The following is a 25,506-nucleotide window of genomic DNA, read 5'->3' as shown; positions in this document are numbered from 1 at the left end:
AAGCCCGGTGTTGCGAACGCCCAGCCACTGAGCCGCCTCTTCGCGATTTCATCGAAATACTGGAGACGCTCCAGAAGGAACTCGGGGACCAGCCACACGAGACCTCAGTCGACGTTTCTGGTTTTCTCGCTCGGCAGGAGGGTCTGGCGTGCCCAGAGGGTCAGCAGCGATGTCCCACCGATCAACAGCGGCACTGGGTCACGGGCAGGAGGAGCCACCACGTATCCCAGCGTTGTGACCGTGCAGACCGTCAGGGGAATGAACGCCGCCGCACCCTCTGTCCCCCATCGCGACCTTGGCTGAGCGGTGCCCAGAAGGCTGGCCCCGCCGGGCAACCAAGGTCCGACAGCGACCACCAGCAGGCCCGCGGTGTTGCAGGTGTCGACCAGCTGACAGGACATCGACTCGGGGCTGTGCGGGCCGACCCTCGACAGTCCCAGAGTGTCACCGATCAGCATGAGGGACAGCCCAATGATCCCAACCCACAAGGTGATTCTCTGGTCGCTCCGTACGAGACGGCGCAGGGCGAACAGAAAACTGAGGAACACGACCTCCGCGGTCCAGAGGACACCGACCATCCCCGTCCCCAGCCGCCAGCCATCACCGGCCCCCCGCAGCAGTACCCATCCCGTCATGAACACGGCCCCGGCGGTGACGACCCCGTCAAGCACGCGCCGCAGCAAGACGTGCCGGCCTTTGCCCGCATCGGCCGCGACCACCAGACCGGCCATACCCAGGCCAACCGCCAGCGCCACTCCGGTGACCACCAGCGAACCGAGCAGCGATGGCTCGTCCCGTCCCGAATCCGGAGGTCGAGCCGACAGCACGCCGACCGCGCCCCGGTACACACCCCCGGCCACCGCCGAGCCCCCCAACAGGAGCAGACGCGTCCGCACCCGCCCACGCACCCCCCGCGCACGGAGCACCAGGGAGGCCGCCAACCCCCAGCAACCGGTGGACGGCCCGAAAACCACCATCCGCGTCGCCACGCTCCCGGCCACCCACGGCCCGCTGAGAGTCAGTGCTGTTCCCACGAGACAGGCCACGCCCACCGCACCCCAGGCCCACGCCCCGATCCGATGGCAGGGGCCCGCCCGGACCACGCGTACGCCCGGCGCCTTCCCCAACCCCGACATCAGGTGCGCCTTTCCCCGGCCCCCGCCCGCAGGGCCTTTCCCTCAGCCCTCGCATCCATTCAGAGACCGTAGAAGACGTGCCGCCTGCCCCTGACCGAACAACCGGATCATTCACCCGTACTGACGTAAGGGTGGAGAGATCACCGGCTCGCGGCTCTGCACGGCCATCACCGGCAGACCAACCGGCGACGGCCGGTGGATCTCCACGTGTAGCGCCGTCGCTCCGCGCCGAGGGAAGCGCGGTTGCCGTCAACGCAGAAACCCAGAGGCCCCGTGGATTCCTCCACGGGGCCTCTGGTCTGCTGTGCACTCGGCAGGATTCGAACCTGCAACCTTCTGATCCGTAGTCAGATGCTCTATCCGTTAAGCTACGAGTGCTTGTTTTGTTTTTGTCCCGCTCCCGGCTCTTTCGGCCCGCTCGCGGCGACAGGAAGAACATTACATGACTGCCGCCGCCATGTGAAATCCGTTAGCCATACCCGTTGTGAGCTGCGAAAACGGCTCTGTGGCCGGTCCTGGGATCGACTCGCGAACGACGAAGCCCCGGTCCTGTGGACCGGGGCTTCGGTGATCTTGCGCGGAGGCGGAGGGATTTGAACCCTCGATGGGATTGAAGTCCCAAACCGCATTAGCAGTGCGGCGCCATAGACCGGACTAGGCGACGCCTCCCGCACAGCCGCTCGCGCGAGCGCGATTGGTGCGTGCAGATGATGACACAGTCGAGCGTGGTGTCACCAATCGCCTCCTACGGTACTAGGCAGGCGGGCCGCAGGGCAAAGCCGTTGTCGGTGGTGGCGGGGGCGGTGGCGGTGTGTCGTCGGGGAGACGCGCAACGTCCTGGAGCGGGCTGCGTTAGTCAGGTCATGTCCCAGGTCAGTAGCGCTCACAGTCCTTCCGGTCCTCATGGTGACGTCCACCGTCCTTTCCGGTCCCTGCCCCACAGCACGCCCCGGCTCGCCCGGCTGCTCGTCGTCGCCGCCGGTTCCCTCGTCGCCGCCGGCTCCGTGTCCGCGGCGCCCGCCGCCGCCGGCACCGTGGTCCTCCCTCTCCTCTCCGACGGGGCGGGCGGCGATCACCTCACCGTCACCGTGCGGCACGCGGGCGGGTCCGCCGACGGGACGTACGAGCTGGACTGTCATCCCGGTGGTGGCAGTCATCCCGACGTCGGCGCTGCCTGCGCCGCGCTCGACCGGAACACGCGATGGGGGAGGGACACCTTCGCGCCCGTGCCGGACGGCAGCGTCTGCACCATGCAGTACGGCGGGCCGGCCACCGCGCATGTCACCGGGACCTGGGCCGGACGTCCCGTCGACGCCACGTACGACCGCGGCGACGGGTGCCGGATCGCCCGCTGGGACCGGCTGGTGCCGTTCCTGCCCGAGGTCGGGCCGTGACGGCCACCGCGGGGAAAGCGGGGAAGCGGGCAAAGCGGGTGAACACGGAGGGCGGTTCGGTGCCCCCTCCGGGCTCACTGGCATTTCAGGGCGGAATCCCCGGTGCCGCAAAAGTGCCGCGGAGGTCTCACGCGGGTGCGCGCAGGTGGGAGCCGAGGCGGGAGCGTAAGCGGAGGACGCGGTCACACGTTCTACGTCACTTCGTCGTGCGACCTCCCTCTCATCCGGCGTCGCGGGCGCAACCACTGCGCTTAGACTCCCTCGCGTGACACGTCGCGGGCCGGTTGGCAAGATGGCCCCCGCGGTCGGCAAGGTGCGGTAACAGGGAGGAAGCGTCTCGTGAGCAGCAGGCCATCCCGAGGCGCTGCTCGCCTCGCAGCCATACTCGACGCGCTTCCCGACGCGTTGGTACTGGTCAACGCCAACGGGACCGTCGTCAACGCGAACACGATCGCGCTCGAGGCCTTCGAGGCGCCGGGGACCGCGCTCGTCGGGCGCGGGCTGCTCGATCTGCTGCCGCAGTTCGACTCCAAGCTCATTCCCGGTTCCATGCGGCGGCCCGACCACATGGACCCGCGCGGCCGGACCAAGCCGACCCGGATGATCGCCCGGCGGACCGACGGGAGCGAGTTCCCGGTCGAGGTCACCAGCGCCAACCTGGAGAACGGCCAGCAGGCCTACGACAGCTACGGCTACACCTCCGACGAGCTGCTGATGCTCGTCGTCCGCGACCTGTCCGGGACCGTCGACACCGAGGCCGAGCTCGCGCGTTCGCAGCGGCAGACCGAGATGATCCTGCGGGCCGCTTCCGAGGGTGTGGTGGGTACCGACACCGACGGGCGGATCGTGCTCGTCAACCCGGCCGCCGCCCAGATCCTGGGCTACCGGGCCAGCGATCTCGGCGGACGGGAGCTGCACACGCTCGTGCTGCACTCGCGCGCCGACGGTTCGCCCTTCCCGTACGACGAGTCGCCGCTCGCCGACACCCTGCGCTCCGGGCGCAAGCACCGGGTGCGCGGGCAGGTGCTGTTCTCCAAGAGCGGCGACAAGGTCTCCGTCGACCTGACCACGGCACCCGTCCGCGACGGCGACCAGCTCGTCGGCGCCGTGATGACCTTCACCGACCGTCGGCCGTACGACACGCTCGCCGAGGAGAAGACGGCCGAGGAGAAGCGGCACCAGGACGATCTGGACCGCATGGAGGAGGAGCACGCCTCCGAACTCACCGCCCTGCGCCAGAAGCACGTGGCCGAACTCGAGGAACTGCGCGAGCAGCACGAGGAGGAGCTCGCCGCGGGCGAGGAGCGGTACGCGGCGCTCGGCGAGCGGGAGAAGGACCGCTTCGAGGCCCTCGCCGCCCGGCACGACCAGCTGCTGACCCTGCTGGCGGGCTCGCTGCGCGGGCCGCTCGACGAACTGCGCCGCGAGCTGGCCGCGCTGGCCGCGGACGACGCCGGGCAGTTGTGGCCCGAGGCCAACCAGGTGCTGCACCACCTGTCGGCCGGCTACTCGCGGATCACCACGCTCATCGACAACGTCCTGGGGTACCAGCGCCTGGACGTCGGGACCGACGGCATCAGCCGTACGAAGGTGATGCTCGACGCGGTCGTCGCGGCCGGCGTCGACGGGGCCGTGGAGCTCATCGGGCCGGGGCGCGTGCAGTTCGCCGTGCACGCGCCGCCCATCGAGGCCGAGGTCGACCAGAGACTGCTGGCCACGGCGCTGGCGCATCTCGTCGCCGATGTGGCGGGCGTCGACGCGACCGGCAACGCGCCGGTGTCGGCGGGCGGTTACATGGACAACACCGTCGTGGTGGCGGCGGCGCAGCGCGGCGAGGTCGTACGGATCGAGGTGCGCGGGCCGTACGCCGGCGGCGACCCGGTGCACGAGCCGATCGTGCGCGGGATCGTGCGCGCCCACGGCGGGGTGCTCCAGACGCACGAGGTGCCGGGCATGAGCGGCAGCGCGTACGTGCTCGAGGTGCCGATCGGCGGCGGGGCGGGGGCCGTTGCGGCCCAGGTCCCCGTTCCGGGTCAGCTCCAGATCGAGAACCACGCTCCCGCGCTCGGGTCGGGCGCGCAGGAGGCGGTGCCCGGCCAGGGCGCCGAGGCCGGACCGGCCGCCGTGCCCGAGCAGGCGGCGGGCGGCGGCGGGCGGCGGCGGGCCCGGCGCTCGTCCGTGGACGCGTTCCTGGACAGCGAGGTGCCGAGCGAGGTGCCGGAGGACGACGGTGGCCCGGGCGGCTCCGACCCGGAGAGCGGTGCGCCGACCGGGCGGCGCCGGCGGCGGGCGGCCGGCGGTCAGGAGATCGCGCCGGTTCCCGCACAGGTCTCCGCCGACACCGGCGACGGGTCCGGCGGTACCGGACGACGTCGTGGACGGCCCGCGGAGGACGCCGCCGCGGCGGCCGCCGAGGGTGCCGTCGCGGGTGTGAGCGAGGGTGCCGTCGTCATGGCCGGCGAGCACGGCGCGGGCACCGCGGCCGTGGGGTCGGGCCTCGGCGGCACCGTGCCGCCGCAGGGCGTACCCGCGCCCGGCGGACGGCGTGCCCGGCGCGACGGCGGGGAACCGCACGCGCTGCCGCCGGCCCTGCCCGCGGCTTCCGCCGAGTCACGGTCCGACGCTGCCCCGCAGGGCGAGAACGGCCAGCCCACCGGGCGCCGTCGCCGTGCGCTGGCCGCCGCGTCGGAGCGGGCCGCCGCGCAGGAGGCCGGTCCTCGTACGGTGTTCGCCCTGCCGCCCGCCGAAGCGGACCGCCCGTCCGAGGGCGCGGGTCAGCAACCCCAGGTCCAGGCGACCGGCCCGGCCGCCGCACAGGCACAGGTGCCTCCGCAGGCTCCCGGTCAGGGGCCTGGTCGGCAGGTTCCCGGGCAGCAGGGGCTCGCACAGATTCCCGGCCAGCAGGTCCCCGGTCATGTTCCCGGCCGGCAGGGGCTCGCACAGGTTCCCGGTCAGGGTGCCCCCGCTGACGCCCTGGTCGACGCCGGCCGCCATGACGCCGTCCCGCACGACCAGTCCGACGACCACACCCCGCCGCAACCGCATCCCACGACTTCGCCGACCGGGCGCCGCCGCCGGGCCGGGGCCCAGCCGACGGAGGCGCCGGGGCAGCCGGTTCCCGGCCAGGCGGTTCCGGGTCAGCCGGGCGCGGTCCAGCCGGGCCTGGCTCAGCCGGGCCTGGCTCAGCCAGGCGCAGGGCAGCCGGGGGTACCCGCCCCCGCGCAGGGCGTCGCGGCACCGGTCGGGCAGGCGGCTCCCGGCCAGGCGGTTGTGGGGCAGCAGCTGGTTCCCGGCCAGGCGGTAGGGGCGCAGCAGCCCGTTCCCGGACAGCCGGTTCCGGGGCAGGCCGTAACCGGTCGGCCCGGGCAGGTTCCGGGCGCCCCCGCGCAGAACCCGCCCGGTCTTCCCGACCAGGCGTCCCCCGCTCGGCCGACGGCACCCGGTCAGCCCGTGCCCGCCCAGGGCACCGGCGCCCAGCCCGTCTCCGGCCTGCCTCTTCCCGCCGAAGCGGCCCCCGGCCGGCCCGTTCCCCAGCCTCAGCACCAGTCCTGGCCCGCCGACGGAAACCCTGCCGACGGAAGCCCCGCCGACGGGCTTCCCGGTGCCGGCACCCCCGTACCGGCGAACGGCGCCGTCGTGCCCCCGCAGGCGCACCCGAATCAGCGGGCCGCCGCACAGCCCACGCAGTCACCGCAGGCTCCGCAGGTTCCCGGCACCCCCCTTCCCCCCGAGAACGCCACCGCGGCGCAGCCGCCCCGTGCAGCTCAGCCGTTGCCCGCCGAAGCCGCTGCCACGGCAGCGGCGGCAGCGGCCGCCGTGCCGGTCGATCCCAACTCGACGCAGGGGCGGGCGATCAGCGTGCGGACGCTGGGGCAGGGCGTGCCGTTCACCCGGCAGGCGGCCCAGGTCCAGCAGCCGGGTCCGTCGACGACGCCTCCCCCGCACACGAACGGCGGCTCGGGCCGCCGTCGCAAGCTGGGCACGCGTCCCGATCCCGCAGCCGGGAGCCCGGAGCAGGCGGCGCGTCCGCAGGCGCAGGGTGAGCAGGTCCCTGCCCAGCCGCAGCCGTCGATGGCCGGTCAGTCGCGGCTGGCGCAGACGACCGAGGGGACCGGACGGTCGTACGCCATAGGAGCACCGGACGAGAACGCGGCCGAGGGGCCCGAACCGCTGGACGGTCCCGGCGGGGCCGTCGAGGTGGCGGACCCCCCGCGGCCGCAGCCGATGGACGACGAGCTGCCCCCTGAGCCGCTGGACAACCCGCGTCGGCTGCTGGTGTGGCCGGTGCCGGACGTCACCACGCAGCAGGCGCTCAGTGACCGCGGCTACCGGCCCGTCATCGTGCACTCGCGCGAGGAGGTCGACGCGCAGATCGCCGCCTTCCCCGCCGCGCTCTTCGTCGACCCGCTCACCGGGCCGATCACCCGCACCGCGCTCCAGTCGCTGCGGCAGGCGGCGGTGGCGGCCGAGGTCCCGGTGCTGGTCACGGCCGGGCTCGGGCAGGCGACGCGCGAGGCGGCCTACGGCGCCGATCCCGCCGTACTGCTGAAGGCCCTCGCCCCGCGCGACACCGAGCAGCACCCGCCGCGGGTTCTGCTGATCGAGGAGCACGCGGAGATCGCGCTGGCGCTGACCGCGACGCTGGAACGACGCGGTATGCAGGTGGCGCGGGCGGCGAGCGACGCCGACGCGGTGACGCTGGCGGGGCAGCTGCGGCCGAACCTGGTCGTCATGGACCTGCTCCAGGTGCACCTGCGCCAGGCCGGGATCGTCGACTGGCTGCGGGCGAACGGGCAGCTGAACCGCACCCCGCTCGTCGTCTACACGGCCGCCGTCGACCAGGCCGACCTGCCGCGGCTGGCCTCGGGCGAGACGGTGCTGTTCCTCGCGGAGCGGTCCAACAGCAGCGAGGTGCAGAGCCGGATCGTCGACCTGCTGGCGCGGATCGGCACCAACTAGCCCTCGGCCGGCCGAAGGCCACCGACCACCGCCACTGTTTGACGCGACGAGCCGGCGACCGCTACGGCTTGACCACGAGTCGGCCACCGCCACCGCTTGGCGACGAGTCGGCCACCGCCACCGCTTGGCGACGAGCCGGCCACCGCCACGCTTGACCACGAGCCGGCCACCGCCACGCTTGACCACGAGCCGGCCACCGCCACGCTTGACCACGAGCCGGCCACCGCCACGCTTGACCACGAGCCGGCGACCGCTACGGCTTGGCGACGAGTCGGCGTGCCGCCTCCTTGACCGAGGCGCGCAGCCGCTCGTGGGCCGGGTCCTCGCCGCCGACCAGGATGCGCTTCATCTGCGGTACGACGGTGGACCAGTTGGCCAGTGCGACCAGCAGGAACAGCAGGTCGCGGGCGGGGATGGCGTCGCTGATGACGCCCCGGGCCTGACCGTCCTCGACGGCCGCGACCTTGCGGGCGTAGTGCTCCTGGCGCTCGGCCTCGTCCGGCAGCTCGGCGGTGCCGTACTCGATGCCCTCCCAGAAGAGCAGCCGCAGCAGTTCGGGGTGGGCGGCGTGGTAGTCCATCAGCCGGTCCATCCAGCCCTCGATGTCGTCCACGTCGACGGGGAGGGCGATGGCGAGGTCGACCATGCATCTGCCGAGGACCTGGGTGAACAGTTCCGCCTTGTTGCCGAAGTAGGCGTAGATCAGCTGCTTGTTGGCCCTGGCCTCGGCGGCGATGCGGTCGATGCGGGCGCCCGCGATGCCGTGCCGGGCGAACTCGGCGACCGCCGCCTCGAAGATCCGCGCCTTGGTGGCCTCGGGGTCTCTCACTGCCATGGGCTCAGGGTAACGCCGAAGCAACCAACTATTTGGTTGACAGGGAATGGAGGGCGGGTTCAAGGTGTTCCAGTGTTCCAACCAACCAGTTAGTTGCCAGCGGCATCGCCGGCGACATCAGGACACGACACCCACCGAACGCCACGCCGAAGGAGCCCGGCCGCTCATGTCATCGGTCACCAGCGAGCGACGGACCACCGCCCAGGGCGCGGTCACCTCCGCCCGCGCCTCCGCCCTCCTCCTCCCACTGATCGCCGTCTGCACCGCCGTGACGGCCGCCAACATCTACCTCGCGGCCCCGCTGCTCCCCCTCATCGCCCACGACTTCGGCTCGGCACCCGCGGCCGTGGCCTGGATCGCCTCGGTGGCGCAGTTCGGCTACGCGGCCGGCCTGCTCCTGTTCGCCCCGCTCGGCGACCTCGTGAACCGGCGCCGCCTGGTCGCCGTCCTGTCCCTGGTCACGGCCGCCGCCCTGATCGCGGGTTCGGCCGCCGCCGGGACCACCGCGCTCGCGGCCGCCGTCCTGGTCGCCTCGGCGGCGACCGTCGTCCCGCAACTGCTCGTCCCGCTGGTCGCCCAGCGCGCACCCGCCGACCGCCGCGCCCGCCATGTCGCGGCCGTCATCGCCGGTCTGTTCACCGGCATCGTGGCGGCCCGGGTGCTCGGCGGGCTGGCCGGACAGGCCTTCGGCTGGCGGACGGTGTTCGTCGGCGCGGCCGTGCTGACGGCCCTGCTGGGCCTGGCGACGGCGTACGTCCTGCCCGCGCAGCGCCCCGACCGCACCGGATCCCTGCTCTCCGGGCTCGCGGCCCTGCCCGGCGTCGTCCGCCACTCGCCCGACCTGTGGCGCGCCTGCGTACGACAGGCCGGGATGTACGGCGCCTGGAGCGCGCTGTGGACCTCGCTCGCGCTGCTGCTCACGGGGGAGAGGTACGGCCTGTCCACCGCGAACGCCGGCCTGTTCGGCCTCTTCGGGCTGGCGGCCGCCGTGGTCGCGCCGCTCGCGGGCGGCTTCGTGGACCGTTTCGGCGCCGCCAGGGTCGTACGGTCCGCCTACCTGGTCGCGGCCGTGTCCGTGCCGCTGTTCTGGCTGGGCGGGCACGTGCTCTGGGCCCTGTTCGCGGCGGCGATCCTGATCCACGCGGCCCTGGTGGCCTCCCACGTCGCCAACCAGACGCTGGCCCTGACCACCACCTCGACCCCGGCCACCGCGAACACCGCCTACGTGGTCGCCGGCTTCGCGGGCGGCGCGACGGCCTCGGCCCTGGCCGCGCTCGCGTTCGGCCACTGGGGCTGGGGCGGGGTGTGCGCGGTGGCCGCGGTGGGTCTGGCGCTGGGATGGGGGACGACGGCCGTACGGAGGTGACGCGCGCGTGCCCGTACGCGTACGCCGGGCCGGAGCCGTGGAAGCGGCGCCGTGCCCGGCGTACGTGTTCCTGGTGCCCGTGACCTGGCCGAAGGCGCCCTGGCGCGCGGCCCTCCGGTCAGAGCCGGGTGATGTCCAGCTCCCCCTCCGCGTACTGCCTGCGGAGCACCTTCTTGTCGAACTTGCCCACGCTCGTCTTCGGCACCGTCTCGATGATCGTCCAGCGCTCCGGGAGCTGCCACTTGGCGATGTGGCCCTCGTCGGCGAGGAAGGCGCGCAGGGACTCGAAGTCGGCCGTGGCACCCTCCTTGAGGACGACCGTGGCCAGTGGGCGCTCGCCCCACTTCTCGTCGGGGACGGCGACGACGGCTGCCTCGGCGACGTCCGGGTGGGACATCAGGGCGTTCTCCAGGTCGACGGAGGAGATCCACTCGCCGCCCGACTTGATCACGTCCTTGGCGCGGTCGGTGAGGGTGAGGAAGCCGTCGGGGCTGATGGTGCCGACGTCGCCGGTCTTCAGCCAGCCGTCCTCGCTGAACTTGTCGGCGGGGCGCAGCGGTTCGGCGGTGGGGCCGTTGTAGTAGGCGCCCGCGATCCAGTTGCCGCGCACCTCCAGCTCGCCGGCCGACTCGCCGTCCCACGGGAGGCGTTCTCCGCCGGGGCCGGTGAGGCGGGCCTCGACGCCCGCCGGGAAGCGGCCCTGGGTGAGGCGGTAGGCGAACTCCTCGTCCGTGCCGACCGCGTGGGCCGGCGGGCGGGCGACCGTGCCGAGCGGGGAGGTCTCCGTCATGCCCCAGGCGTGACAGACCCGCATGCCCAGCGCGTCGAAGGCCTCCATGAGGGAGGGCGGGCAGGCGGAGCCGCCGATGGTGACCTGGGTGAGGGACGAGACGTCGCGGGGCCGCGCGGTCAGCTCGGCGAGCAGGCCCTGCCAGATGGTGGGCACGGCGGCCGCGTGCGTCGGCCGCTCGCCCTCGATCATCTCGGCGAGCGGGGCGGGCTGCAGGAAGCGGTCCGGCATCAGCATGTTCACGCCGGTCATGAAGGTGGCGTGCGGCAGACCCCAGGCGTTGACGTGGAACTGGGGGACCACGACGAGCGAGGTGTCCTGGTCGGTGAGGCCCATGGACTGGGTCATGTTGACCTGCATGGAGTGCAGGTAGATCGAACGGTGGCTGTAGATCACGCCCTTGGGGTCGCCCGTGGTGCCGGAGGTGTAGCACATGGCGGCGGCCCGGCGTTCGTCCAGCTCCGGCCAGTCGTACGTGGTCGGCTTGCCGGCGATGAGTTCCTCGTACTCGTGCACCCGCGGGTGCGTGCCCTCGAGGGGGGAGCGGTCGCCGGGACCGAAGACGACGAGGTGCTCGATCGTCGGCAGCTTGGGCAGCAGCGGCGCGAGCAGGGGGATCAGCGAACCGTTGACGACGACCACGCGGTCGGCGGCGTGGTTGACGATCCACGCGAGCTGCTCGGCCGGAAGCCGGAGGTTGAGGGTGTGCAGGACCGCGCCCATGGACGGGATCGCGAAGTACGCCTCGACGTGCTCGGCGTTGTTCCAGGCGAAGGTCGCGACACGCTCGTCGTCGACGACGGAGAGGTCCTCGCGCAGGGCGTGTGCCAGCTGGGCCGCCCGGGCGCCGATCTCGGCGAAGGAGCGCCGGTGCGGCTCGCCCTCACCGGTCCATGTGGTCACCTGTGATGTCCCGTGGACCGTCGACCCGTGGGTCAGGATCCTTGAGATCAGCAGCGGTACGTCCTGCATGGTGCTCAGCACGGCGTCCTCCCGGGGCGACATTGCCTACGCGGTAGTAAGGGTCGCGCTGATTCTGCGCACATACCACGTGGTATGTCACTAGGACCGGGTGATCGATCACGTCACGTTGCGTTCACAACGGGGAGGAGCTACCCCCGCGGGACATACGGACGGTTTCTGAACGGTTCCTACCGGGCCAGGCCCAGCTCGGCGTCCTCACGGAGTTTCCCCAGGGCCCGCGACACCGCCGACTTCACCGTGCCCACCGACACGCCGAGCACCTCCGCCGTCTGGACCTCGCTCAGGTCCTCGTAGTACCGCAGGACGACCATCGCCCGCTGCCGGTCGGGCAGCTTCATGATCGCCCGCCACATCGCGTCCCGCAGCGCCTGCCGCTCCGCCGGGTCGTCCCCGGCCGGCATCGGTTCCGGCTCGGGCAGTTCGTCGCAGGCGAACTCGTCGACCTTGCGCTTGCGCCACTGTGACGTCCGGGTGTTCAGCAGCGCCCGGCGCACATACCCGTCCAGGGCACGGTGGTCCTCGATCCGCTCCCAGGCGACGTACGTCTTGGTGAGCGCGGTCTGCAACAGGTCCTCGGCGTCGCTCGGATTCGCGGTGAGCGACCGGGCGGTGCGCAGCAGCACGGGCTGGCGGGCCCTCACGTAGGAGGAGAACGTGGGATAGGCCGGGTGCGGGCGGGTCTGCGTCGCCCGCGTCACGACGTTCGAAGCGCTGGTGCAGACGGGTGTGGTCATGACTCCAAGTTATGAGGGGGGTGCCTTCCGGCGGATCGGCCGCAGGTGCCGAAGACGCGTCCGCCTCAGGTTGTAGGGCTGGGGTCGGCTGCACCTCCTGAAGGTGGACGTACGGACGACAGGTACTGCGGGTTCACCCGTAGGGTCACCCGGACGAGTCCCCCTCCTCTCACGGCACCCCCACCCACCTCATCCCCGCCACCTCACCCGGCAGCCGTCAGCACCAGCCCCGATGTCGGCACCCCGGTCCCCGCCGTGACCAGGACTCGTCCGGCACCCGGTATCTGGTTCACCGCCGTCCCCCGGATCTGCCGTACGCCCTCCGCGATCCCGTTCATGCCGTGCAGGTACGCCTCCCCGAGCTGTCCTCCGTGGGTGTTGAGGGGCAGCCGCCGCTCGGCCACGAAGCCGGCCGCCTCTCCCGCGGCGCAGAAGCCGAACTCCTCCAGCTGCATGAGCACGAACGGGGTGAAGTGGTCGTACAGGATGCCCACGTCGATGTCGGCCGGGCCGAGGCCGGAGGTGCGCCACAGCTGGCGGGCGACGACGCCCATCTCGGGCAGGCCGGTCAGGTCGTCGCGGTAGAAGCTGGTCATCTGCTCCTGTCCGCGCCCCGCGCCCTGCGCGGCCGCGGCGACGACGGCGGGCGGGTGGGGCAGGTCGCGGGCCCGCTCCAGGGAGGTGACCACGAGGGCCTGGCCGCCGTCGGTCTCCTGACAGCAGTCCAGCAGGCGCAGCGGCTCGACGATCCAGCGGGAGGCCGCGTGGTCGGCGAGGGTGATCGGCCGGCCGTGGAACCAGGCGGCCGGGTTGGTCGCCGCGTACCCGCGGTCCACGACGGCCACGTGCCCGAACGCCTCCGGGGTCAGTCCGTGGGCGTGCAGATAGCGCTGGGCCGCCATCGCCACCCAGGAGGCCGGCGTGAGCAGCCCGAAGGGGAGGGACCAGCCGAGCGCGGCGCCCTCGGCGGACGGTTCGCGGTGCTGCACTCCGGAGCCGAACCGGCGTCCCGACCGCTCGTTGAAGGCGCGGTAGCAGACCACCACCTCGGCCACGCCGGAGGCGACGGCGAGCGCCGCCTGCTGGACGGTCGCGCAGGCCGCCCCGCCGCCGTAGTGCACGCGGGAGAAGAAGGAGAGGTCGCCCATCCCGCAGGCCTGGGCCACGGTGATCTCCGGGCTGGTGTCCATCGTGAAGGTGACCAGCCCGTCCACGTCCGCCGGCGTCAGCCCCGCGTCGTCGAGCGCGGCCCGCACCGCCTCCGTCGCCAGCCGCAGCTCGCTGCGTCCCGAGTCCTTGGAGAACTCGGTGGCCCCGATGCCGACGACGGCCGCCCGTCCGCCGAGGCTGTCCCGGCCGCGTACGCTCATCCCGCTTCCCCTGTCGGGAGGGTGACCGTCACCGTGCCGGTCACATGGGTGCCGATGCCGTTCGCGCCGACGACCCGCACCGTCGCCGTCCCGCCGTCGACCGTCTCGACCGTGCCCCGCAACACCATGGTGTCGCCCGGGTGGTTGGGGGCGCCCAGCCGGATGGCCACCTTGCGGAGGGTCGCGCCGGGCCCGATGTGGTCCGTGATGTAGCGGCCGACCAGGCCGTTCGTCGTGAGGATGTTCATGAAGACGTCGGGAGAGCCCTTCCGCCGGGCCGCCTCCGCGTCGTGGTGGACGTCCTGGTAGTCGCGTGAGGCGATGGCGCCCGCGACGATCAGCGTGCGGGTGACCGGGATCTCCAGCGGGGGCAACTCGTCGCCCGGCCTCATGCCACGGCCTCGCAGGACCGGAAGACGGGAAGCACCAACTCCTCGTCGTACGACTGGAACTCGAGCCGCACGGGCATGCCGATCCGGACTTTGTCGTACGGCACTCCGGTCACGTTGCTGATCATCCGCACGCCCTCCGCCAGCTCGATCAGCCCGACCGCGTACGGCCCCGCCGCGTCGGCACCCTGGTCGGATGCCGGGGTGAAGGCGGGGAACGGCGGGTGGTGCATGACGACGTACGAGTAGACGGTCCCCTCGCCGCTCGCCTCGACGGTGTCCCAGTCCGGGCAACCGCAGGCGTTGCAGCCGGGGAGCCAGGGGTGGCGCGGGGTTCCGCAGCCGGTGCAGCGCTGGATGAGCAGCCGGTGGTGCCGGACGCCCTCCCAGAAGCCGGCGTTGTCGCGGTTGACGACGGGCCGGGGGCGGCGGGCGGCGGTCTTCGGGCTCCGGACCGCCGGGGCGTACTTGAGGATGCGGAAGCGGTGCGTCCCCACGAGGTCGGGGCCGACCCGGACGTCCATGCGGGTCGTGACGAAGTACCCGGTGCCGAGCTTCGTCGTCTTCCGCCCCGACACCGACTCGATCACCGCGTCGAACGTGACCTCGTCGCCGGGGCGCAGGGGGCGCGGGTACTCCTGCTCGCAGTCGGTGGCGACGACCGAGGTGCAGCCGGCCTCGTCGAGCAGGCCGAGCAGTTCGTCGTACGGCCCGGAGCGCCCCGCGTGCCCGGAGAGGCCGCCCATCGTCCACGCCTGGAGCATGGTGGGCGGGGCGACGGCGTCGGGGCCGGTGTACGCCGGGGCGGTGTCGCCCATCGCCTCGCACCAGTGGCGGATCATGGGCAGGTTGACGGGGTCCCGGCCCCGGCCGGCCACGGCGGCCGGCCGGCCTTCGAAGGCCTTCAGTCGCACGCCGAGGGCGTCGTGAGCATCGTGACGGCCATGGTCCTCGCGACGGCTGTGGCCCTCGTGACGGTCGTGGTCGTCTCGACGGTCGTGATTCTCGGCGTTGTCGCGATGGTTCCGGTCGTCGTGATCGTCGCGCTCCATGGTCCGGGCCTGCCCTCCGGATGTCGTTGTTCCACAGGGTTTCTGACTGTCCGTCAGATATGGCAGCCTGTCAATACGCTGCCGCCCAGTCGGATCCACACCCCGTGACACCGTCTTCCGCAGGCGGAAACGCCTGTGCGGCGGCGCCGAAGCACCGCCGCACGGACGCGTTGCACCCCCGGAGAACGCCCCCCGGGCCGGGCCCTCCCGACCCCCTCAGATCACCACCACAGCGGGGTGAAGTTGACGGACGTGTTGTTGTTCCCCTGGTTGATGGCCGTGAACGCGGAGCCGTTGACCTGGGCGGTGTTGCTCTGGGTCGAGGCGCCGGAGCCGACCGCCTGCTGTTGCGTGGTGGACGAGTTGCCCCTGTTGTCGTGCCCGACCCCGCTGCCGCTGACGGTCGCCACGCCCGCGTTCGATCCGTCGTCCGCGAAGGCGCCGTTGTCCGCCGCCGCGACGCCGGCGAAGAGGGCGACCGCGAGCGGAAGGGCGGAGACGGCGGCGATGACGCGGGCGGTACGGATGCTTGCCATGTTGTTCCTCCAGAACACGTTACGCACCGGCCTTGCTGCCGGAAGTGCGTGAAGTACGGCTTGGACCAGGGCAGTTGGCCGACCGTCCCGGCGCTGTGCACGACGTCGCGAATCCAGAGTTGCCCACCGAATCCCCGGCGAACCACCCCAGAAGCCGTTATTCGCCCTCAAGCGTGATGACAAGTCGATAAACCCCCTTCTGCCACTTGAGCCGCAGGTCAGGGCACGACGGAACGAGTCGGGCGGCCTCGACCCAGGTCCCGCATGAGGCGAAGCGTTCCGGCAGATTTCCGGCCAATTCGACCGCATCGGCGCGTCGACCCCACTCCCCCTTCCCTTTTTCGAACGTACGTACGAACATGGAGGTATGGCCACCACCGACCGGCAGGCCACGACGCTGGCCCTCGCTCACGCCCTGTCCGCCGCCGAAGGCGGCCTGGCCGTCATCCCCCTGTCCCGGACGAAGCTCCCGGCCCTGCGCTCCCCGCACCGCGACCTCCCGGACCCCGCCCCCTGCCACGGCGAATGCGGCCGCCCGGGCCACGGGGTCTACGACGCCTCCACCGACCCGGCGCGCATCCGCGAACTGTTCGCCGCGGCCCCCTGGGCCACGGGCTACGGCATCGCGTGCGGCCTGCCCCCCTACCACCTGATCGGCATCGACCTGGACACCAAGTCGGGCACGGACTCCTCCGCCGCCCTGCGCGAACTCGCCCTGCGCCACCTCTTCACGATCCCCGCCACGGTCATCGTCCTGACCCCCAGCGGCGGCCGCCACCTCTGGCTGAGCGGCCCGCCGGACACCGTCGTCCCCAACTCGGCCGGCCGGCTGGCCCCCGGCATCGACATCCGGGGCGCGGGCGGCTACCTGGTGGGCCCCGGCTCCCGCACGGAACACGGCAGCTACGCCACCGCCCCCGGCTCCGCCCACCTGGCCCCCGCACCCTGTCCGCCCGCCCTGCTGCGCCTGCTGCTCCCCCCACCCCGTGCACATCACCCCACCCCGATGTCGGCCGGCGGGCACGGCCAGGGCCTCGTCCAGTTCGTCCTCGCCGCGCACGAGGGCCAGCGCAACACCCGTCTGTTCTGGGCGGCTTGCCGTGCGTACGAGAACGGCATCGGCCCCGACCTCGTCGAACCCCTCGTCGAGGCGGCCCGGGGCACCGGCCTGACCGAACGCGAGGCCCGCGCGACGATCGCCTCGGCGGCACGGATGACAGGGCCGCGGCCATGACATCCACCGGACCGTTATGGAGCGGCGCCCCAGAACGCGGACCATGTCCCTGACCGGTGTCGTCCTCTCCTCCGGCCGCCCGGTCGACCTGTGCGAGCTGCGGCTCACCTCGACGTACGGCGGAACAGCGGAGGGCTACCCCTGCCGACCCGTCAACGACCTGCGGATCAAGGACCTCCTGGCCACCGCCGAACGCGACTTCCCGCTGTCACCGCTCCACCTCGTCCCGCCCCCGCGCGAGCTCCCGGACCAGTACGCGGGCGCCCTGGGCCCGGTGGAGCTGCTGCCGCCCGTGGCCTGCGTGGGCGCGTTCCGCTCCACGGCACTGGACCCCGCCCACGACCCGGACCTGTACCGCTCCGCCCTGACCGTCGTCTGGTTCCAGCCCACCCCTCAGATCCCCACCGACTGCGCCGCCGAGACCACCCTGCGAGAACTCCCCTGGGAGCAACTCGCCCAGGACTACGAGCTGTAGAACCCGGCCACCCGGCCCGGACACCGGCCACCCACGGGCAGAGCGCATGACGGCGGCCCCTGACCGCACTACCTGGTCAGGGGCCGCTCACCTGCGGTGGGTGTGGGATTTGAACCCACGGTGACTCGCGCCACGACGGTTTTCAAGACCTTTCGCCGATCACGGGCGGCGAGGTCTCCGCCGCAGGTCAGACGGGTACGAGCGCCCCCGCCAAGCCGTCGTCATCGTCGTCGTGCCCGCTGCGTGCCCCACGGTCGTGATCGTGCCCGTTGACCCACGCGTCCGAGGCTTCGGCCACCTGGTCATCGCGGCCGGCGACTGGGCGGGCGTAGTGCCGAGTGGTCACGCTCGCATTCGAGTGCCCGAGGCGATGAGCGGCTGTCATGACACCGTACTTGTCGGCGACCCAAGTCCCGTGCGAGGCCCGAAGGTCGTGCGGGGTCACGTCGGTGAGACCGGCCCCCAACACGGCGGGGTCGAAGTAGGCCTTGCGCCACTGGTTGTAGCGCAGTGGCTTGCCCGCGAGCGTGGTGAACAGGAGCGCATCGCCATCGTCCGGCAAGGTCTCCAGGTGCTTCGCGAGCCGCTTCGCGAGGGTGGGCGCCACGCGCAGGAGCCGATTCTGGTGAGACTTCGGTGTGTCGAAGACCAGAGCGCCGTTCGCCTCGGCAAGGTTCTCGTCGACCAGCACCGTCCCGCCCAAGACGTCCACATCGTTGCGACGCAGCGCGAACCCCTCCCCAACTCGCAGGCCAGCGAAGGCCAGGAGTGCGATCAACAGGTCGTGGGGCTGCTCAGCCTTCCGCACGAGACGTGAGGCTTCGAGCGGAGTCAGGATGTGAGGCTCGGTCTGCGACATCCGAGGGAGGCGAACACCTCGACAAGGCGTCTGCGCGATCAGGTCGTTGTCGACCGCCGAAGCCATGACCTGTGACAGCACCCGGTACGCCTGCCGAATGCGCGACGGGCTGAGTCCCTTAGTGCGCATCTGGGCGACCCACTCGGTCACCGTGATCGGCCGCAGGCTCGACAGCTCGCGATCCCCAAGCACGGGGTTGATCCGCGAGTTGATCAGAGATCGGTATGAAGCTTGTGTCTTGTGCTTGAGCTGTGGGGACACTGCGGCCAGCCAGCGAGCCGACCATTCCCGGACCGTCGTCTGACCTTCTGCCGGGTCGATCCAGCGACCATCTTCGATCTCGATGCGCTTCTTGGCGAGCCAACGATCAGCGTCCGTAGTCGTGGCGAACGTCCGATCAGCAGGCCGCAGCACCCCATCAGGCCCCGGGTACCGAGCCTGATACCTCCCTGAAGGCAGCTTCCGAATCCGGCCGAAGCCACGGCGAGACTTGCGCTTCCCAGCCACTAGGCGGCCCTCCTGAGAGCTGTGGGCCGAAGGATCACTGGCTGCACGGTATTGGCCTCGATGAACGCCTCTACGACGCTCTCCTTGATCCGGACGTACCGGCCGACCTTGACAAAGGCGATGCGGCGCTCTTCGATCAGGCGACGCGGGAAACGCTCCCCGCTCTCCTTCCAGGTCCCGAGCCGTTCGGCGACTTGCGCCACCGTCAGCAGACGATCAGCCATGCTCACGCCTCCCCAAGGTCGTCATTGAGCAGTTCTTCGCGTGCGATCTCGCGGTTGTGTTGCATGTCGCGGCGGATGTTGGCGGCGAGCCAGGATTCGCCGGGGGTGTGACCGTGGCCGGCGTAGGTCCAGTGGGCGAGGGTGAGCGTGGTTGCCTCCGGGTCGTCGGGGTCAGGTAGGCCGAGGGCTTGGCGTTGCTGGGTGGCGCGGTAGTCGGCGCGGGTCTGGCGTAGGGCGCCGAGGGTGGTGGAGTAGCGGCGGGACTTGGTGGAGAAGTGGCCGCGGAAGCCGAGCATGTGAGCCCAGTCCCGTAACTTCCGGTCCGGATACAGCGCGTGGAGGTCGAGGCAGGCCGCGATCAGCCGGGCGGGATGATCGGGCACCTCGAGCAGGACGAGGGCCTCTTTGTTGCCGATACGGCGGTCGACGGTGCCGGTGGTTTCGGCGGCTTTGGTGGCGTACTTGGCGACGTAGGAGGCCACGGCCGCTTCGGTGATCTCTTCGCCGTTGCCGAAGGCGCCGATCGGCTGCACGTCGAGCTGGGTCCCCCACCGCAGGGTGCGGGCCGGCTCGTCTCCGGCGGGCGGGACGTCGACCGCGACACGGGCAGCGGCGGCATGGATCGCGTCGGTGAGCAGATCGAGGGTGGCCCACGCTGGCGGCGGGGAGTCGGGACCCTCGGGTCCGTCGAAGCGGATCACCGCGTGGAAGTGGACGGCGCCGCGCTTTTGGTATTCGGCGACCTTGCCGAAGGAGACGCGGGACTGTTCGTGGGCGGCTTTTTGGGTGAGGCCGGCGCGGCGGGCGATCTCGCGGCGGAGGTAGATCGTGAAGTAGCGCCACAGGTCGGAGGCGTGGTTGTTCCACAGCACCGCGCCCGCGTAGTCGTAGGCCTCGGGGTCGAGCGGGGTGCCGAGGTCGGCAGCGTCCTCGCTGTGGCGGGTGCCGCAGCGGCAGGGCCGGTCGCCGGGGCGGTTGTGGACCGGGCCGAACGAGGGCGCGGTGAGGGTGGCGAAGACGCGGGGGTGGTCGCGGATCGTTGCGGGGGTGCCCTTGGCGGGGTCGCCGACGAGTCCGGCACGGATGAGGTGGTAGGTGTCGCCGGCGTAGGTCCACGCGCACGAGGGGCAGCGGGAGGCCCGCCGGTTGCCGCACGCAATCCGCAGCCGGCCACCCGGCTCGGTGTCCGTCGAGTACGAGTGCAGGACGTGCCCAGTCGCCGCGTCGCGGGTGACGGTGGCGCCTTGCAAGTGGATGGGGTCGGAGCAGCCGCCCGTGCGCTTGATCTGGTCTTGGATGCGGTCGAAGCCGTCGGACCCGGCCAGCCTCAGCACGTCGGCGAGGGTGGCCGGGTCCAGGCCCGCCAGGGTGGCGGCGTCGGTCACGCGATCATCCGTTCTTCCGGGCGTGGGCGGGGCCGTGGTTGGCGGTGTAGCCCTCGACCAGGGCGCGTACCTGGGCGTCACCGGTTGCCGTGGCGGAAGCACCGCAGTGGCAGAGCGCCGATCCCGTGGCGGGCGCGGTCGGAGAGGGCTTACTGACGTGCAGGCCGGGGCGGTCCGGGGTCGGGGTGAGGTCAGACACGACCGGTCACCTCCGACGTGTCGACGGCCATGGCGTCCAGGGCTCCGGCGGCCTCGATCGCTGCGGCAGCGAGGTTGCGCAGGGTCTGGGAGGTCCCGAGGGCGGCGAGCAGGGCGATCTCGGCGAAGTCGCCCTCAATGCGGAGGCTGACGAAGGGGTGGCCACGGTCCGCGAAGGGCGTGACGCGGAAGCGGGTGTCCGTCTCGAAGTGGGCCGTCGTGGTGATGGTCTGCACGGCGATCACCTCCCCGTGCGGACGAGGGCGGGGGCGGTGCGGGTGCGGCCGGTGCCCTTGCAGTCCGGGCAGGTGATGCGGACGGTGGTGCGGGAGCCGTCGCGGTTGCGGGTGCCGGTGGTGATGGCGACGACGGGGAAGCCGTCGCAGGCACGGCAGACGGGCAGGCTCGGGGCGTGCTGGGGCATGATGGGGCTTCCCTTTCGGGTCCGTTGGATCTGGAAGGTCAGGCCGTCCGGGGCGGCGGAAGTTTGGCGACCGAGGCCGCCCCGGACGGGCGTTACTTGCGGCGGTTGCGTCCGCGCGGGATGGGCGGGATGGAGTCGTAGGACTCCTGGCCGTGCTGGAAGGACGCGGCGTCGGTGTCGCCGTTCGCGGTGTCGGAGAACTCGCGGCCGATGCGGCGCATGGTCTTGCGGTCACCGTGCCGGCGGGCGATGGCGAACTCGCGGCCCAGTTCGGCCATGGCCGGGTTGCTCGGTGTGTCGTCGCTCTTGCGGCTGAAGATGCCCATCTCAGTGGTTCCTTTCCTGGTTGAGCATCGAGCGGAGGACGACCGCGACGACGGCCACGGACATTCCGGTGATGGCGACGGCCAGGAGCAGGGAGACCAGGACCGCGCCGACGACGAGGACCACGGCGGTACCGCCGCCGACGAGGGCGAGCGTGGTGCCGGGGGTGAGCTGGATGGTCGGCCGGTTCGAGACCGGAGCCACCGCAGCCGAGGCCGTGGCCGGCACGCTGGCCACGGGGTCGGACGCCGGGGCCGGGGCGGGTGCGGAGGTGGGCGGTGGGGCGGTGTCCGGGGTGGGGTACTTCGGGGTGAACACGGCTGTGATCCCTTCGGATTGGGTTACTTGACGGCGGTGCCGATGGCGGGGCCGAGGAAGCTGTCGGCGAGGAGGTAGCCGCCGAGCAGGAGGACAGCCACGAGCCACCAGGGCGGGCGGACGAGCTTGACGCCGAGGGCTCCGACGACGATCAGGGCGAGCCAGAGCGGAACGTCCATGACGAGGTCTCCTGTCAGGCCTTGCAGCGGTGGGTGCGGGCGGCGAGTTCGGCGCCAGAACGGTCGTGGTAGTCGGCGGAGAAGCCGCAGCCGGGGGCGGAGCAGGCCGCCGTGTGCTTGTCCCGGCCGCGTCCGTCGAAGTAGGTGGCGACCTGGACGGGGCCGATACGGATCACGTCGCGGAAGCGGCGGTGGACGGGCATGACGGTCCTTTCCGATCAGGTGAGTTGGAGTTGCGCGGCAATGGCCTCGGTCATCGGACCGGGCAGCCCGAGCCGGGCAGACAAGGCGTCCGCGGCCATCGGAGATCAAGTTGCGGCGCGGTGGCTTTCGGCGATCTTCCGGGCGTGATCCAGGAGCGCGGCCGGCACCGTCACCGCAGGAGCCGGAACAGGCGGTGCGGCCGGCAGCTCCGGGGCAGCCAGAGGGGCGGGCTCTTCGCGGCGTACGTCGACACCGGTCGGGGTCGGTTCGTCCACAGCCTGTGCAGGAGCCGCGGCCGGTGCCGGGGTGTCGGTGGGTGCGTGGACGAGGAGGGTGCCGCCGAGGAAGGCCAGGGCGGGCCAGCCGGCGACGAGGATGCACAGCCAGTCGGGCACGTGAGCCAGGTCGAGGAGTCCGGCGGTGGCGACGTTCGCGCCGAGTGAGGCGAACAGGGCGATCACGAACCAGGTCCAGGCGGAGCGGTCGCGGCGGGCGGTGCGTAGCCGGCGCCATGCGGCGACAAGGAGCAGGTCGACGCTGATGGGGTAGGCCCAGGCTTTCCAGCCGGACTGTCCGGCGGCTTCGGCCAGGTCGTGCAGGTGGGCGAAGGACAGCGCGCCGGCAATGACGGCCTGAACGAGCACGGCATCCGGTCGGATCGAGCGGGACATGTCTTCACCTCCTTCAAGGGGTTGGGCCGGGGCGGGCGGGGAGCTGGGTCCGGCCGCCCGGTCCCGGCGAGGTCAGTCGGTGGCTTCGCCGGTGCCGAAGCAGGCCAGGCAGATGCCGGACTGTTCGCCGACCACACGGCGCTTGCGGCCCACGTGGACCGTGCGGGCGACCTCACCGGTGCCCTGACAGGGCCCGCACTTCGCCGGGACAGGGGCGGGGCGCGGGGTGCGCTTCTTGGCGACCACAGGTCTCACCAGCCGCCGGGGTAGTCGGGACCCTGGTCGGGGTCGTAGCCGGGCGGGAAGACGCCGGGCGGCGGCTCGGGCAGGGAGGCGGCCAGCGACGGGCCCACCGCCTCGATGAACGCGTCGTCGGCGTCGGCCTGGTCCGCGTACAGGGCCAGCGCGCCGAGCATCAGCACCGTGCGCTGGAAGTCCTCGATGTGCTCACACATGGGATGGGTCCTCCGGATTGCGGCATGGCTCGGGTAGGGACCTGGCGCGAGACGGTCACGCCAACCGGGGGTGGAGCAGAGGGCTAGTCGGTGGCCGGGATCGGCTTGACCAGCGACGGGCCGTCGACCTTCGGCGCGGGAACGTAGGGCCGGAACGGGTCGAGGGCGGGCAGGTGCGGGACCAGGTGGGCGAACTCCCGGCACACCGCCGTGGCTTCGGCCGGCGTCGTCATCGGGGTGCGGATGCGGGACCAGCCGCCGGAGGAATCAGCGGCGACCGCAAGCCCGGCCTTGTCCGGCGGAATCGTGGTGACCAGCGGGACGGCTTCGGGGGCGACGTCCCCGAGGCCCATTTCGGCGGTCTGCTTGTCGTTGACCCGGTGCACCACACGGCCGGTGAGCTGAGCGCGGAGCATCGTGGCGCCCTTGCCGAGTTCGGAACCGAAGCGCTGCCCGCAGATCTCCAGAAAGATCCCGGCGGCCCGGGCCATCTGTGCGAGCCGGATCAGCGAAGTGACCAGGCGTTCGCGGCGCTCCTCATCCTTGCGGGAGGAGATCAGGAACAGTTCAGCTATCTCGTCCACCAAGACCACGATGGGCGCCGGCCGCACCGTCTCCGGCAGCTCCCACAGGTCCGAGACGCCGTGCAGGCTCAACAGGTCGAAGCGAGATTCCATCTCGGCGACCAGGACATCCAGCAGCGAGGCGGCATCATCCGGAGTCGTGGCAAGCGCCGACAGCCGGGATGCGTAGGCGGACTGTTCGACACCACGCTTGCAGTCGATGCCGACCAAGGCCACCGGCAGTTGAGCCAGGCCCTTGACCAGGTTGCGCTGATACATCGACTTGCCGGACTGATTGGCGCCCAGGGTCAGCGCCATGGGCACCTTGCGGTAGTCGCGGACGAAGGCGGTCCCGTCCTCCCGCAAGGCGACCGGCACGATCATGTCGTGAGGGCGAGCCTTGCGCGGCATCCGCACCCGGCGCAGCACGTCATAGCCGGTCATCCGCAGTTCCACGAACCCCGGCTTCGTCTCGGTCACGTTCACCGAGTGCACGCCCCAGGCGTGGCGCAGGCGTTCCGAGGAAGCCACGACATCCGCCGGCTCCAGACCCGCGGGCAGCCGCAGCGTGATGCGCAGACCGGTCGAGGTTCCCCGGACCCGGCGGACCTTCGGCGGCACCGGCTGCACCAGATCCGGAAGAAATCGCACCAGCCCCAGAAAACAACGATCTAGACGGGCTCCGTGTCGCCCTTACGGGGCATCCCGCGTTGAGCAGTCTGTTCGATCGAGGGCCCAGTTCCCCCACTCCGTCTCTTGCCGACTTCCGCCGACTCGTGGGCGAGGCTTGGGAGTACGTACACGCGTCGAGCTTTGCGGCTCTGAGCGATCATCTCGCCATGCTGCTCCCCAGCATTGAGGTGGCAGTGCGCCATGCGCCGGCGGCCGACCGCGCCGAGCTGCATTCGCTGAGGGCGCGTACCTACCAGGTGGCCGCCGCGAGCTTCACACGACAGGACCAGGCGGACGCGGCGTGGGTCGCCTCGGACCGCGCCCTCCAAGCCGCCGAGATGGCCGGCAAGCCCCTGGAGGTCGTTGCCGGGCTGTTCCGCATGGCTCACGCTTTCATGCGGCAACAGCAGATGGACCAGGCCGAACAAGCGGCCAAGTCGGCAGTCGAAGTCCTGGACCCGCGGGCGGAGGACCCCGCCTGCCCTCCCGAGGAGCTGTCACTTCTGGGGGCCATGAACCTCGTCCTGGCAGTGATCAATGCACGGGAAGGCAACCGCCCTCAGACCCATGCACACCTCACCCGGGCAGAGGAGATCGCCGAGCGCCTGGGGGAGGACAGGAACGACTTCGACACCGAGTTCGGCCCGACGAACGTCCAACTTCACGCGGTGAGCACGGCGGTAGAACTCGGAGACGCCGGCTTGGCGCTGGAAGTAGCCGCGGAAGTCGACGCAGGTGGGCTCTCGACTGAACGCCAGGCGCGATTTCTGCTAGATGTGGCACGGGCCCACGCGCAGCGCCGGCATGTCGGCGAGGCAACCGCCGCGCTCCTGGAAGCCGAAACGGTGGCTCCGGAACAGGTCCACGATCATCACTTGGCGCGCGAGATCGTGCGGGACCTCGTCCAGCTCTCGAACCGGCGCGTACCCGATGCGCTGCGGGAGCTTGCAGAGCGTTGTGCCGTGATCTGACCTGTTACAGGTTTCTCTACCTCATCAAGGCCCGCGCACGGCGCGGGCGCGCGCCGCCTCTGCGGCGCGGCCTGCCTCCTGTCTGCGCCCCGGCTGGCCGCGCCCGGCGGCGCGCTACGTGCAGCGGGCAGAAGTGAGGAGTCACCCGCAGGTCAAGGACATGCCTCCGGCGGGGGCGCTCAGGCTCCAGGATGGCGGGGGCGCCGTTCGCGGGTGCCGGCCGTGAGTGGCTGGTGCGGGAGCTCCCATCCCGTCTGCCGTCGACCCAGGCAGAGCCGAGCAGTCGCGGCCCAGGGCG

The 25,506-nt window shown here is 71.7% G+C and carries 28 protein-coding genes, 2 tRNA genes and 1 pseudogene; 7 read left to right on the top strand and 24 right to left on the bottom strand.

Annotated features, from left to right (window positions below):
* Window positions 1-104: 104 nt before the first annotated feature.
* From OG985_RS24020 to OG985_RS24010, 3 genes are all read right to left on the bottom strand, one after another.
* Window positions 105-896 carry a hypothetical protein gene (locus OG985_RS24020; protein WP_371670399.1) on the bottom strand — a complete coding sequence of 264 codons (792 nt, stop codon included), beginning with the start codon at window positions 894-896 and terminating at the stop codon, window positions 105-107.
* 545 nt (window positions 897-1,441) lie between these two features.
* Window positions 1,442-1,514 (bottom strand) — tRNA-Arg (locus tag OG985_RS24015).
* A gap of 200 nt (window positions 1,515-1,714) precedes the next feature.
* Window positions 1,715-1,805: transfer RNA gene (locus tag OG985_RS24010), tRNA-Ser, on the bottom strand.
* 194 nt (window positions 1,806-1,999) lie between these two features.
* Here OG985_RS24010 and OG985_RS24005 point away from each other — a divergent pair.
* Together OG985_RS24005 and OG985_RS24000 are read left to right on the top strand one after the other, a co-directional pair.
* Window positions 2,000-2,530: an SSI family serine proteinase inhibitor gene (locus OG985_RS24005; RefSeq protein WP_371670398.1), complete on the top strand. Its 531-nt coding sequence runs from the start codon at window positions 2,000-2,002 to the stop codon at window positions 2,528-2,530.
* A gap of 339 nt (window positions 2,531-2,869) precedes the next feature.
* Window positions 2,870-7,489, top strand: coding sequence for a PAS domain-containing protein (locus OG985_RS24000; RefSeq protein ID WP_371670397.1), 4,620 nt, complete (start codon window positions 2,870-2,872; stop codon window positions 7,487-7,489).
* Window positions 7,490-7,742: 253 nt separating this feature from the next.
* Here the strand turns inward: OG985_RS24000 and OG985_RS23995 are convergent, their stop codons facing one another.
* The gene (locus OG985_RS23995) at window positions 7,743-8,324 is read right to left on the bottom strand and encodes a TetR family transcriptional regulator (protein WP_371670396.1); all 582 of its coding nucleotides are present in this window, start codon (window positions 8,322-8,324) and stop codon (window positions 7,743-7,745) included.
* 166 nt (window positions 8,325-8,490) lie between these two features.
* Here OG985_RS23995 and OG985_RS23990 point away from each other — a divergent pair, with 166 nt between their 5' ends.
* Window positions 8,491-9,690 (top strand): MFS transporter, encoded by a 1,200-nt coding sequence (locus tag OG985_RS23990; RefSeq protein ID WP_371670395.1) that lies wholly within the window; start codon window positions 8,491-8,493, stop codon window positions 9,688-9,690.
* A gap of 118 nt (window positions 9,691-9,808) precedes the next feature.
* Here OG985_RS23990 and OG985_RS23985 read toward each other — a convergent pair whose 3' ends face one another.
* The 5 genes from OG985_RS23985 to OG985_RS23965 form a co-directional block, all read right to left on the bottom strand.
* Entirely contained in the window at window positions 9,809-11,485 is a 1,677-nt protein-coding gene (locus tag OG985_RS23985) for a long-chain fatty acid--CoA ligase (protein ID WP_371670394.1), read from the bottom strand.
* Window positions 11,486-11,631: 146 nt separating this feature from the next.
* Window positions 11,632-12,198 carry a SigE family RNA polymerase sigma factor gene (locus tag OG985_RS23980; RefSeq protein ID WP_371670393.1) on the bottom strand — a complete coding sequence of 189 codons (567 nt, stop codon included), beginning with the start codon at window positions 12,196-12,198 and terminating at the stop codon, window positions 11,632-11,634.
* Window positions 12,199-12,401: 203 nt separating this feature from the next.
* A complete protein-coding gene (locus OG985_RS23975) occupies window positions 12,402-13,568 on the bottom strand; it encodes a lipid-transfer protein (RefSeq protein WP_371670392.1) in 1,167 nt (388 codons plus the stop codon).
* Window positions 13,565-13,960: a MaoC/PaaZ C-terminal domain-containing protein gene (locus tag OG985_RS23970; protein WP_371670391.1), complete on the bottom strand. Its 396-nt coding sequence runs from the start codon at window positions 13,958-13,960 to the stop codon at window positions 13,565-13,567. Before OG985_RS23970 ends, OG985_RS23975 begins: the two co-directional genes overlap by 4 nt.
* Window positions 13,957-14,835: a bifunctional MaoC family dehydratase N-terminal/OB-fold nucleic acid binding domain-containing protein gene (locus tag OG985_RS23965; protein WP_371674478.1), complete on the bottom strand. Its 879-nt coding sequence runs from the start codon at window positions 14,833-14,835 to the stop codon at window positions 13,957-13,959. The genes OG985_RS23970 and OG985_RS23965 overlap by 4 nt, the downstream gene beginning before the upstream one ends.
* Before the next feature lie 48 nt (window positions 14,836-14,883).
* Between OG985_RS23965 and OG985_RS23960 the strand changes: the two genes are divergently transcribed.
* The gene (locus OG985_RS23960; protein ID WP_371670390.1) at window positions 14,884-15,117 is read left to right on the top strand and encodes a hypothetical protein; all 234 of its coding nucleotides are present in this window, start codon (window positions 14,884-14,886) and stop codon (window positions 15,115-15,117) included.
* 113 nt (window positions 15,118-15,230) lie between these two features.
* Here OG985_RS23960 and OG985_RS23955 read toward each other — a convergent pair whose 3' ends face one another.
* The gene (locus OG985_RS23955) at window positions 15,231-15,545 is read right to left on the bottom strand and encodes a hypothetical protein (protein ID WP_371670389.1); all 315 of its coding nucleotides are present in this window, start codon (window positions 15,543-15,545) and stop codon (window positions 15,231-15,233) included.
* A 367-nt stretch (window positions 15,546-15,912) separates the two neighbouring features.
* Between OG985_RS23955 and OG985_RS23950 the strand changes: the two genes are divergently transcribed.
* Together OG985_RS23950 and OG985_RS23945 are read left to right on the top strand one after the other, a co-directional pair.
* On the top strand, window positions 15,913-16,779 hold the full coding sequence (locus tag OG985_RS23950; RefSeq protein ID WP_371670388.1) for a bifunctional DNA primase/polymerase: 867 nt from the start codon (window positions 15,913-15,915) through the stop codon (window positions 16,777-16,779).
* A gap of 43 nt (window positions 16,780-16,822) precedes the next feature.
* Complete coding sequence (locus OG985_RS23945) at window positions 16,823-17,254, top strand: hypothetical protein (protein ID WP_371670387.1); 432 nt, start codon at window positions 16,823-16,825, stop codon at window positions 17,252-17,254.
* 187 nt (window positions 17,255-17,441) lie between these two features.
* Here the strand turns inward: OG985_RS23945 and OG985_RS23940 are convergent, their stop codons facing one another.
* The 14 genes and pseudogenes from OG985_RS23940 to OG985_RS23875 all read right to left on the bottom strand — a co-directional run bounded on the left by OG985_RS23940 (window position 17,442) and on the right by OG985_RS23875 (window position 24,216).
* Window positions 17,442-18,620, bottom strand: coding sequence for a tyrosine-type recombinase/integrase (locus tag OG985_RS23940; protein ID WP_371670386.1), 1,179 nt, complete (start codon window positions 18,618-18,620; stop codon window positions 17,442-17,444).
* A complete protein-coding gene (locus tag OG985_RS23935; RefSeq protein WP_371670385.1) occupies window positions 18,620-18,844 on the bottom strand; it encodes an excisionase family DNA-binding protein in 225 nt (74 codons plus the stop codon). Before OG985_RS23935 ends, OG985_RS23940 begins: the two co-directional genes overlap by 1 nt.
* Before the next feature lie 2 nt (window positions 18,845-18,846).
* Window positions 18,847-20,229 (bottom strand): replication initiator protein RepSA, encoded by a 1,383-nt coding sequence (gene repSA / locus OG985_RS23930; RefSeq protein ID WP_371670384.1) that lies wholly within the window; start codon window positions 20,227-20,229, stop codon window positions 18,847-18,849.
* 4 nt (window positions 20,230-20,233) lie between these two features.
* The gene (locus OG985_RS23925; RefSeq protein WP_371670383.1) at window positions 20,234-20,428 is read right to left on the bottom strand and encodes a hypothetical protein; all 195 of its coding nucleotides are present in this window, start codon (window positions 20,426-20,428) and stop codon (window positions 20,234-20,236) included.
* A complete protein-coding gene (locus tag OG985_RS23920; RefSeq protein WP_371670382.1) occupies window positions 20,421-20,663 on the bottom strand; it encodes a hypothetical protein in 243 nt (80 codons plus the stop codon). Before OG985_RS23920 ends, OG985_RS23925 begins: the two co-directional genes overlap by 8 nt.
* 5 nt (window positions 20,664-20,668) lie before the next feature.
* Window positions 20,669-20,851: a hypothetical protein gene (locus OG985_RS23915; RefSeq protein ID WP_371670381.1), complete on the bottom strand. Its 183-nt coding sequence runs from the start codon at window positions 20,849-20,851 to the stop codon at window positions 20,669-20,671.
* A gap of 92 nt (window positions 20,852-20,943) precedes the next feature.
* The gene (locus OG985_RS23910; protein WP_371670380.1) at window positions 20,944-21,177 is read right to left on the bottom strand and encodes a hypothetical protein; all 234 of its coding nucleotides are present in this window, start codon (window positions 21,175-21,177) and stop codon (window positions 20,944-20,946) included.
* A 1-nt stretch (window position 21,178) separates the two neighbouring features.
* Window positions 21,179-21,493, bottom strand: a complete 315-nt coding sequence (locus tag OG985_RS23905; protein WP_371670379.1) for a SpdD protein — start codon at window positions 21,491-21,493, stop codon at window positions 21,179-21,181.
* 23 nt (window positions 21,494-21,516) lie between these two features.
* Window positions 21,517-21,672: a hypothetical protein gene (locus OG985_RS23900; RefSeq protein WP_371670378.1), complete on the bottom strand. Its 156-nt coding sequence runs from the start codon at window positions 21,670-21,672 to the stop codon at window positions 21,517-21,519.
* A gap of 14 nt (window positions 21,673-21,686) precedes the next feature.
* Window positions 21,687-21,875: a mobile element transfer protein gene (locus OG985_RS23895; RefSeq protein ID WP_371670377.1), complete on the bottom strand. Its 189-nt coding sequence runs from the start codon at window positions 21,873-21,875 to the stop codon at window positions 21,687-21,689.
* 15 nt (window positions 21,876-21,890) lie between these two features.
* Window positions 21,891-22,547 (bottom strand): annotated as a pseudogene (locus tag OG985_RS23890) (DUF2637 domain-containing protein).
* Window positions 22,548-22,619: 72 nt separating this feature from the next.
* Window positions 22,620-22,802: a hypothetical protein gene (locus OG985_RS23885; RefSeq protein WP_371670376.1), complete on the bottom strand. Its 183-nt coding sequence runs from the start codon at window positions 22,800-22,802 to the stop codon at window positions 22,620-22,622.
* The gene (locus OG985_RS23880) at window positions 22,799-23,002 is read right to left on the bottom strand and encodes a hypothetical protein (RefSeq protein ID WP_371670375.1); all 204 of its coding nucleotides are present in this window, start codon (window positions 23,000-23,002) and stop codon (window positions 22,799-22,801) included. The genes OG985_RS23885 and OG985_RS23880 overlap by 4 nt, the downstream gene beginning before the upstream one ends.
* An 83-nt stretch (window positions 23,003-23,085) precedes the next feature.
* Window positions 23,086-24,216: an FtsK/SpoIIIE domain-containing protein gene (locus tag OG985_RS23875; protein WP_371670374.1), complete on the bottom strand. Its 1,131-nt coding sequence runs from the start codon at window positions 24,214-24,216 to the stop codon at window positions 23,086-23,088.
* 188 nt (window positions 24,217-24,404) lie between these two features.
* Between OG985_RS23875 and OG985_RS23870 the strand changes: the two genes are divergently transcribed.
* Entirely contained in the window at window positions 24,405-25,208 is an 804-nt protein-coding gene (locus tag OG985_RS23870; RefSeq protein WP_371670373.1) for a transcriptional regulator, read from the top strand.
* Window positions 25,209-25,506: the final 298 nt, after the last annotated feature.

This window comes from Streptomyces sp. NBC_00289 (genome assembly GCF_041435115.1).
In the GTDB taxonomy this organism is placed as follows: domain Bacteria; phylum Actinomycetota; class Actinomycetes; order Streptomycetales; family Streptomycetaceae; genus Streptomyces.
Note: the sequence above shows the minus strand (reverse complement) of the source record. Positions and strands in the feature narration are given on the sequence as shown.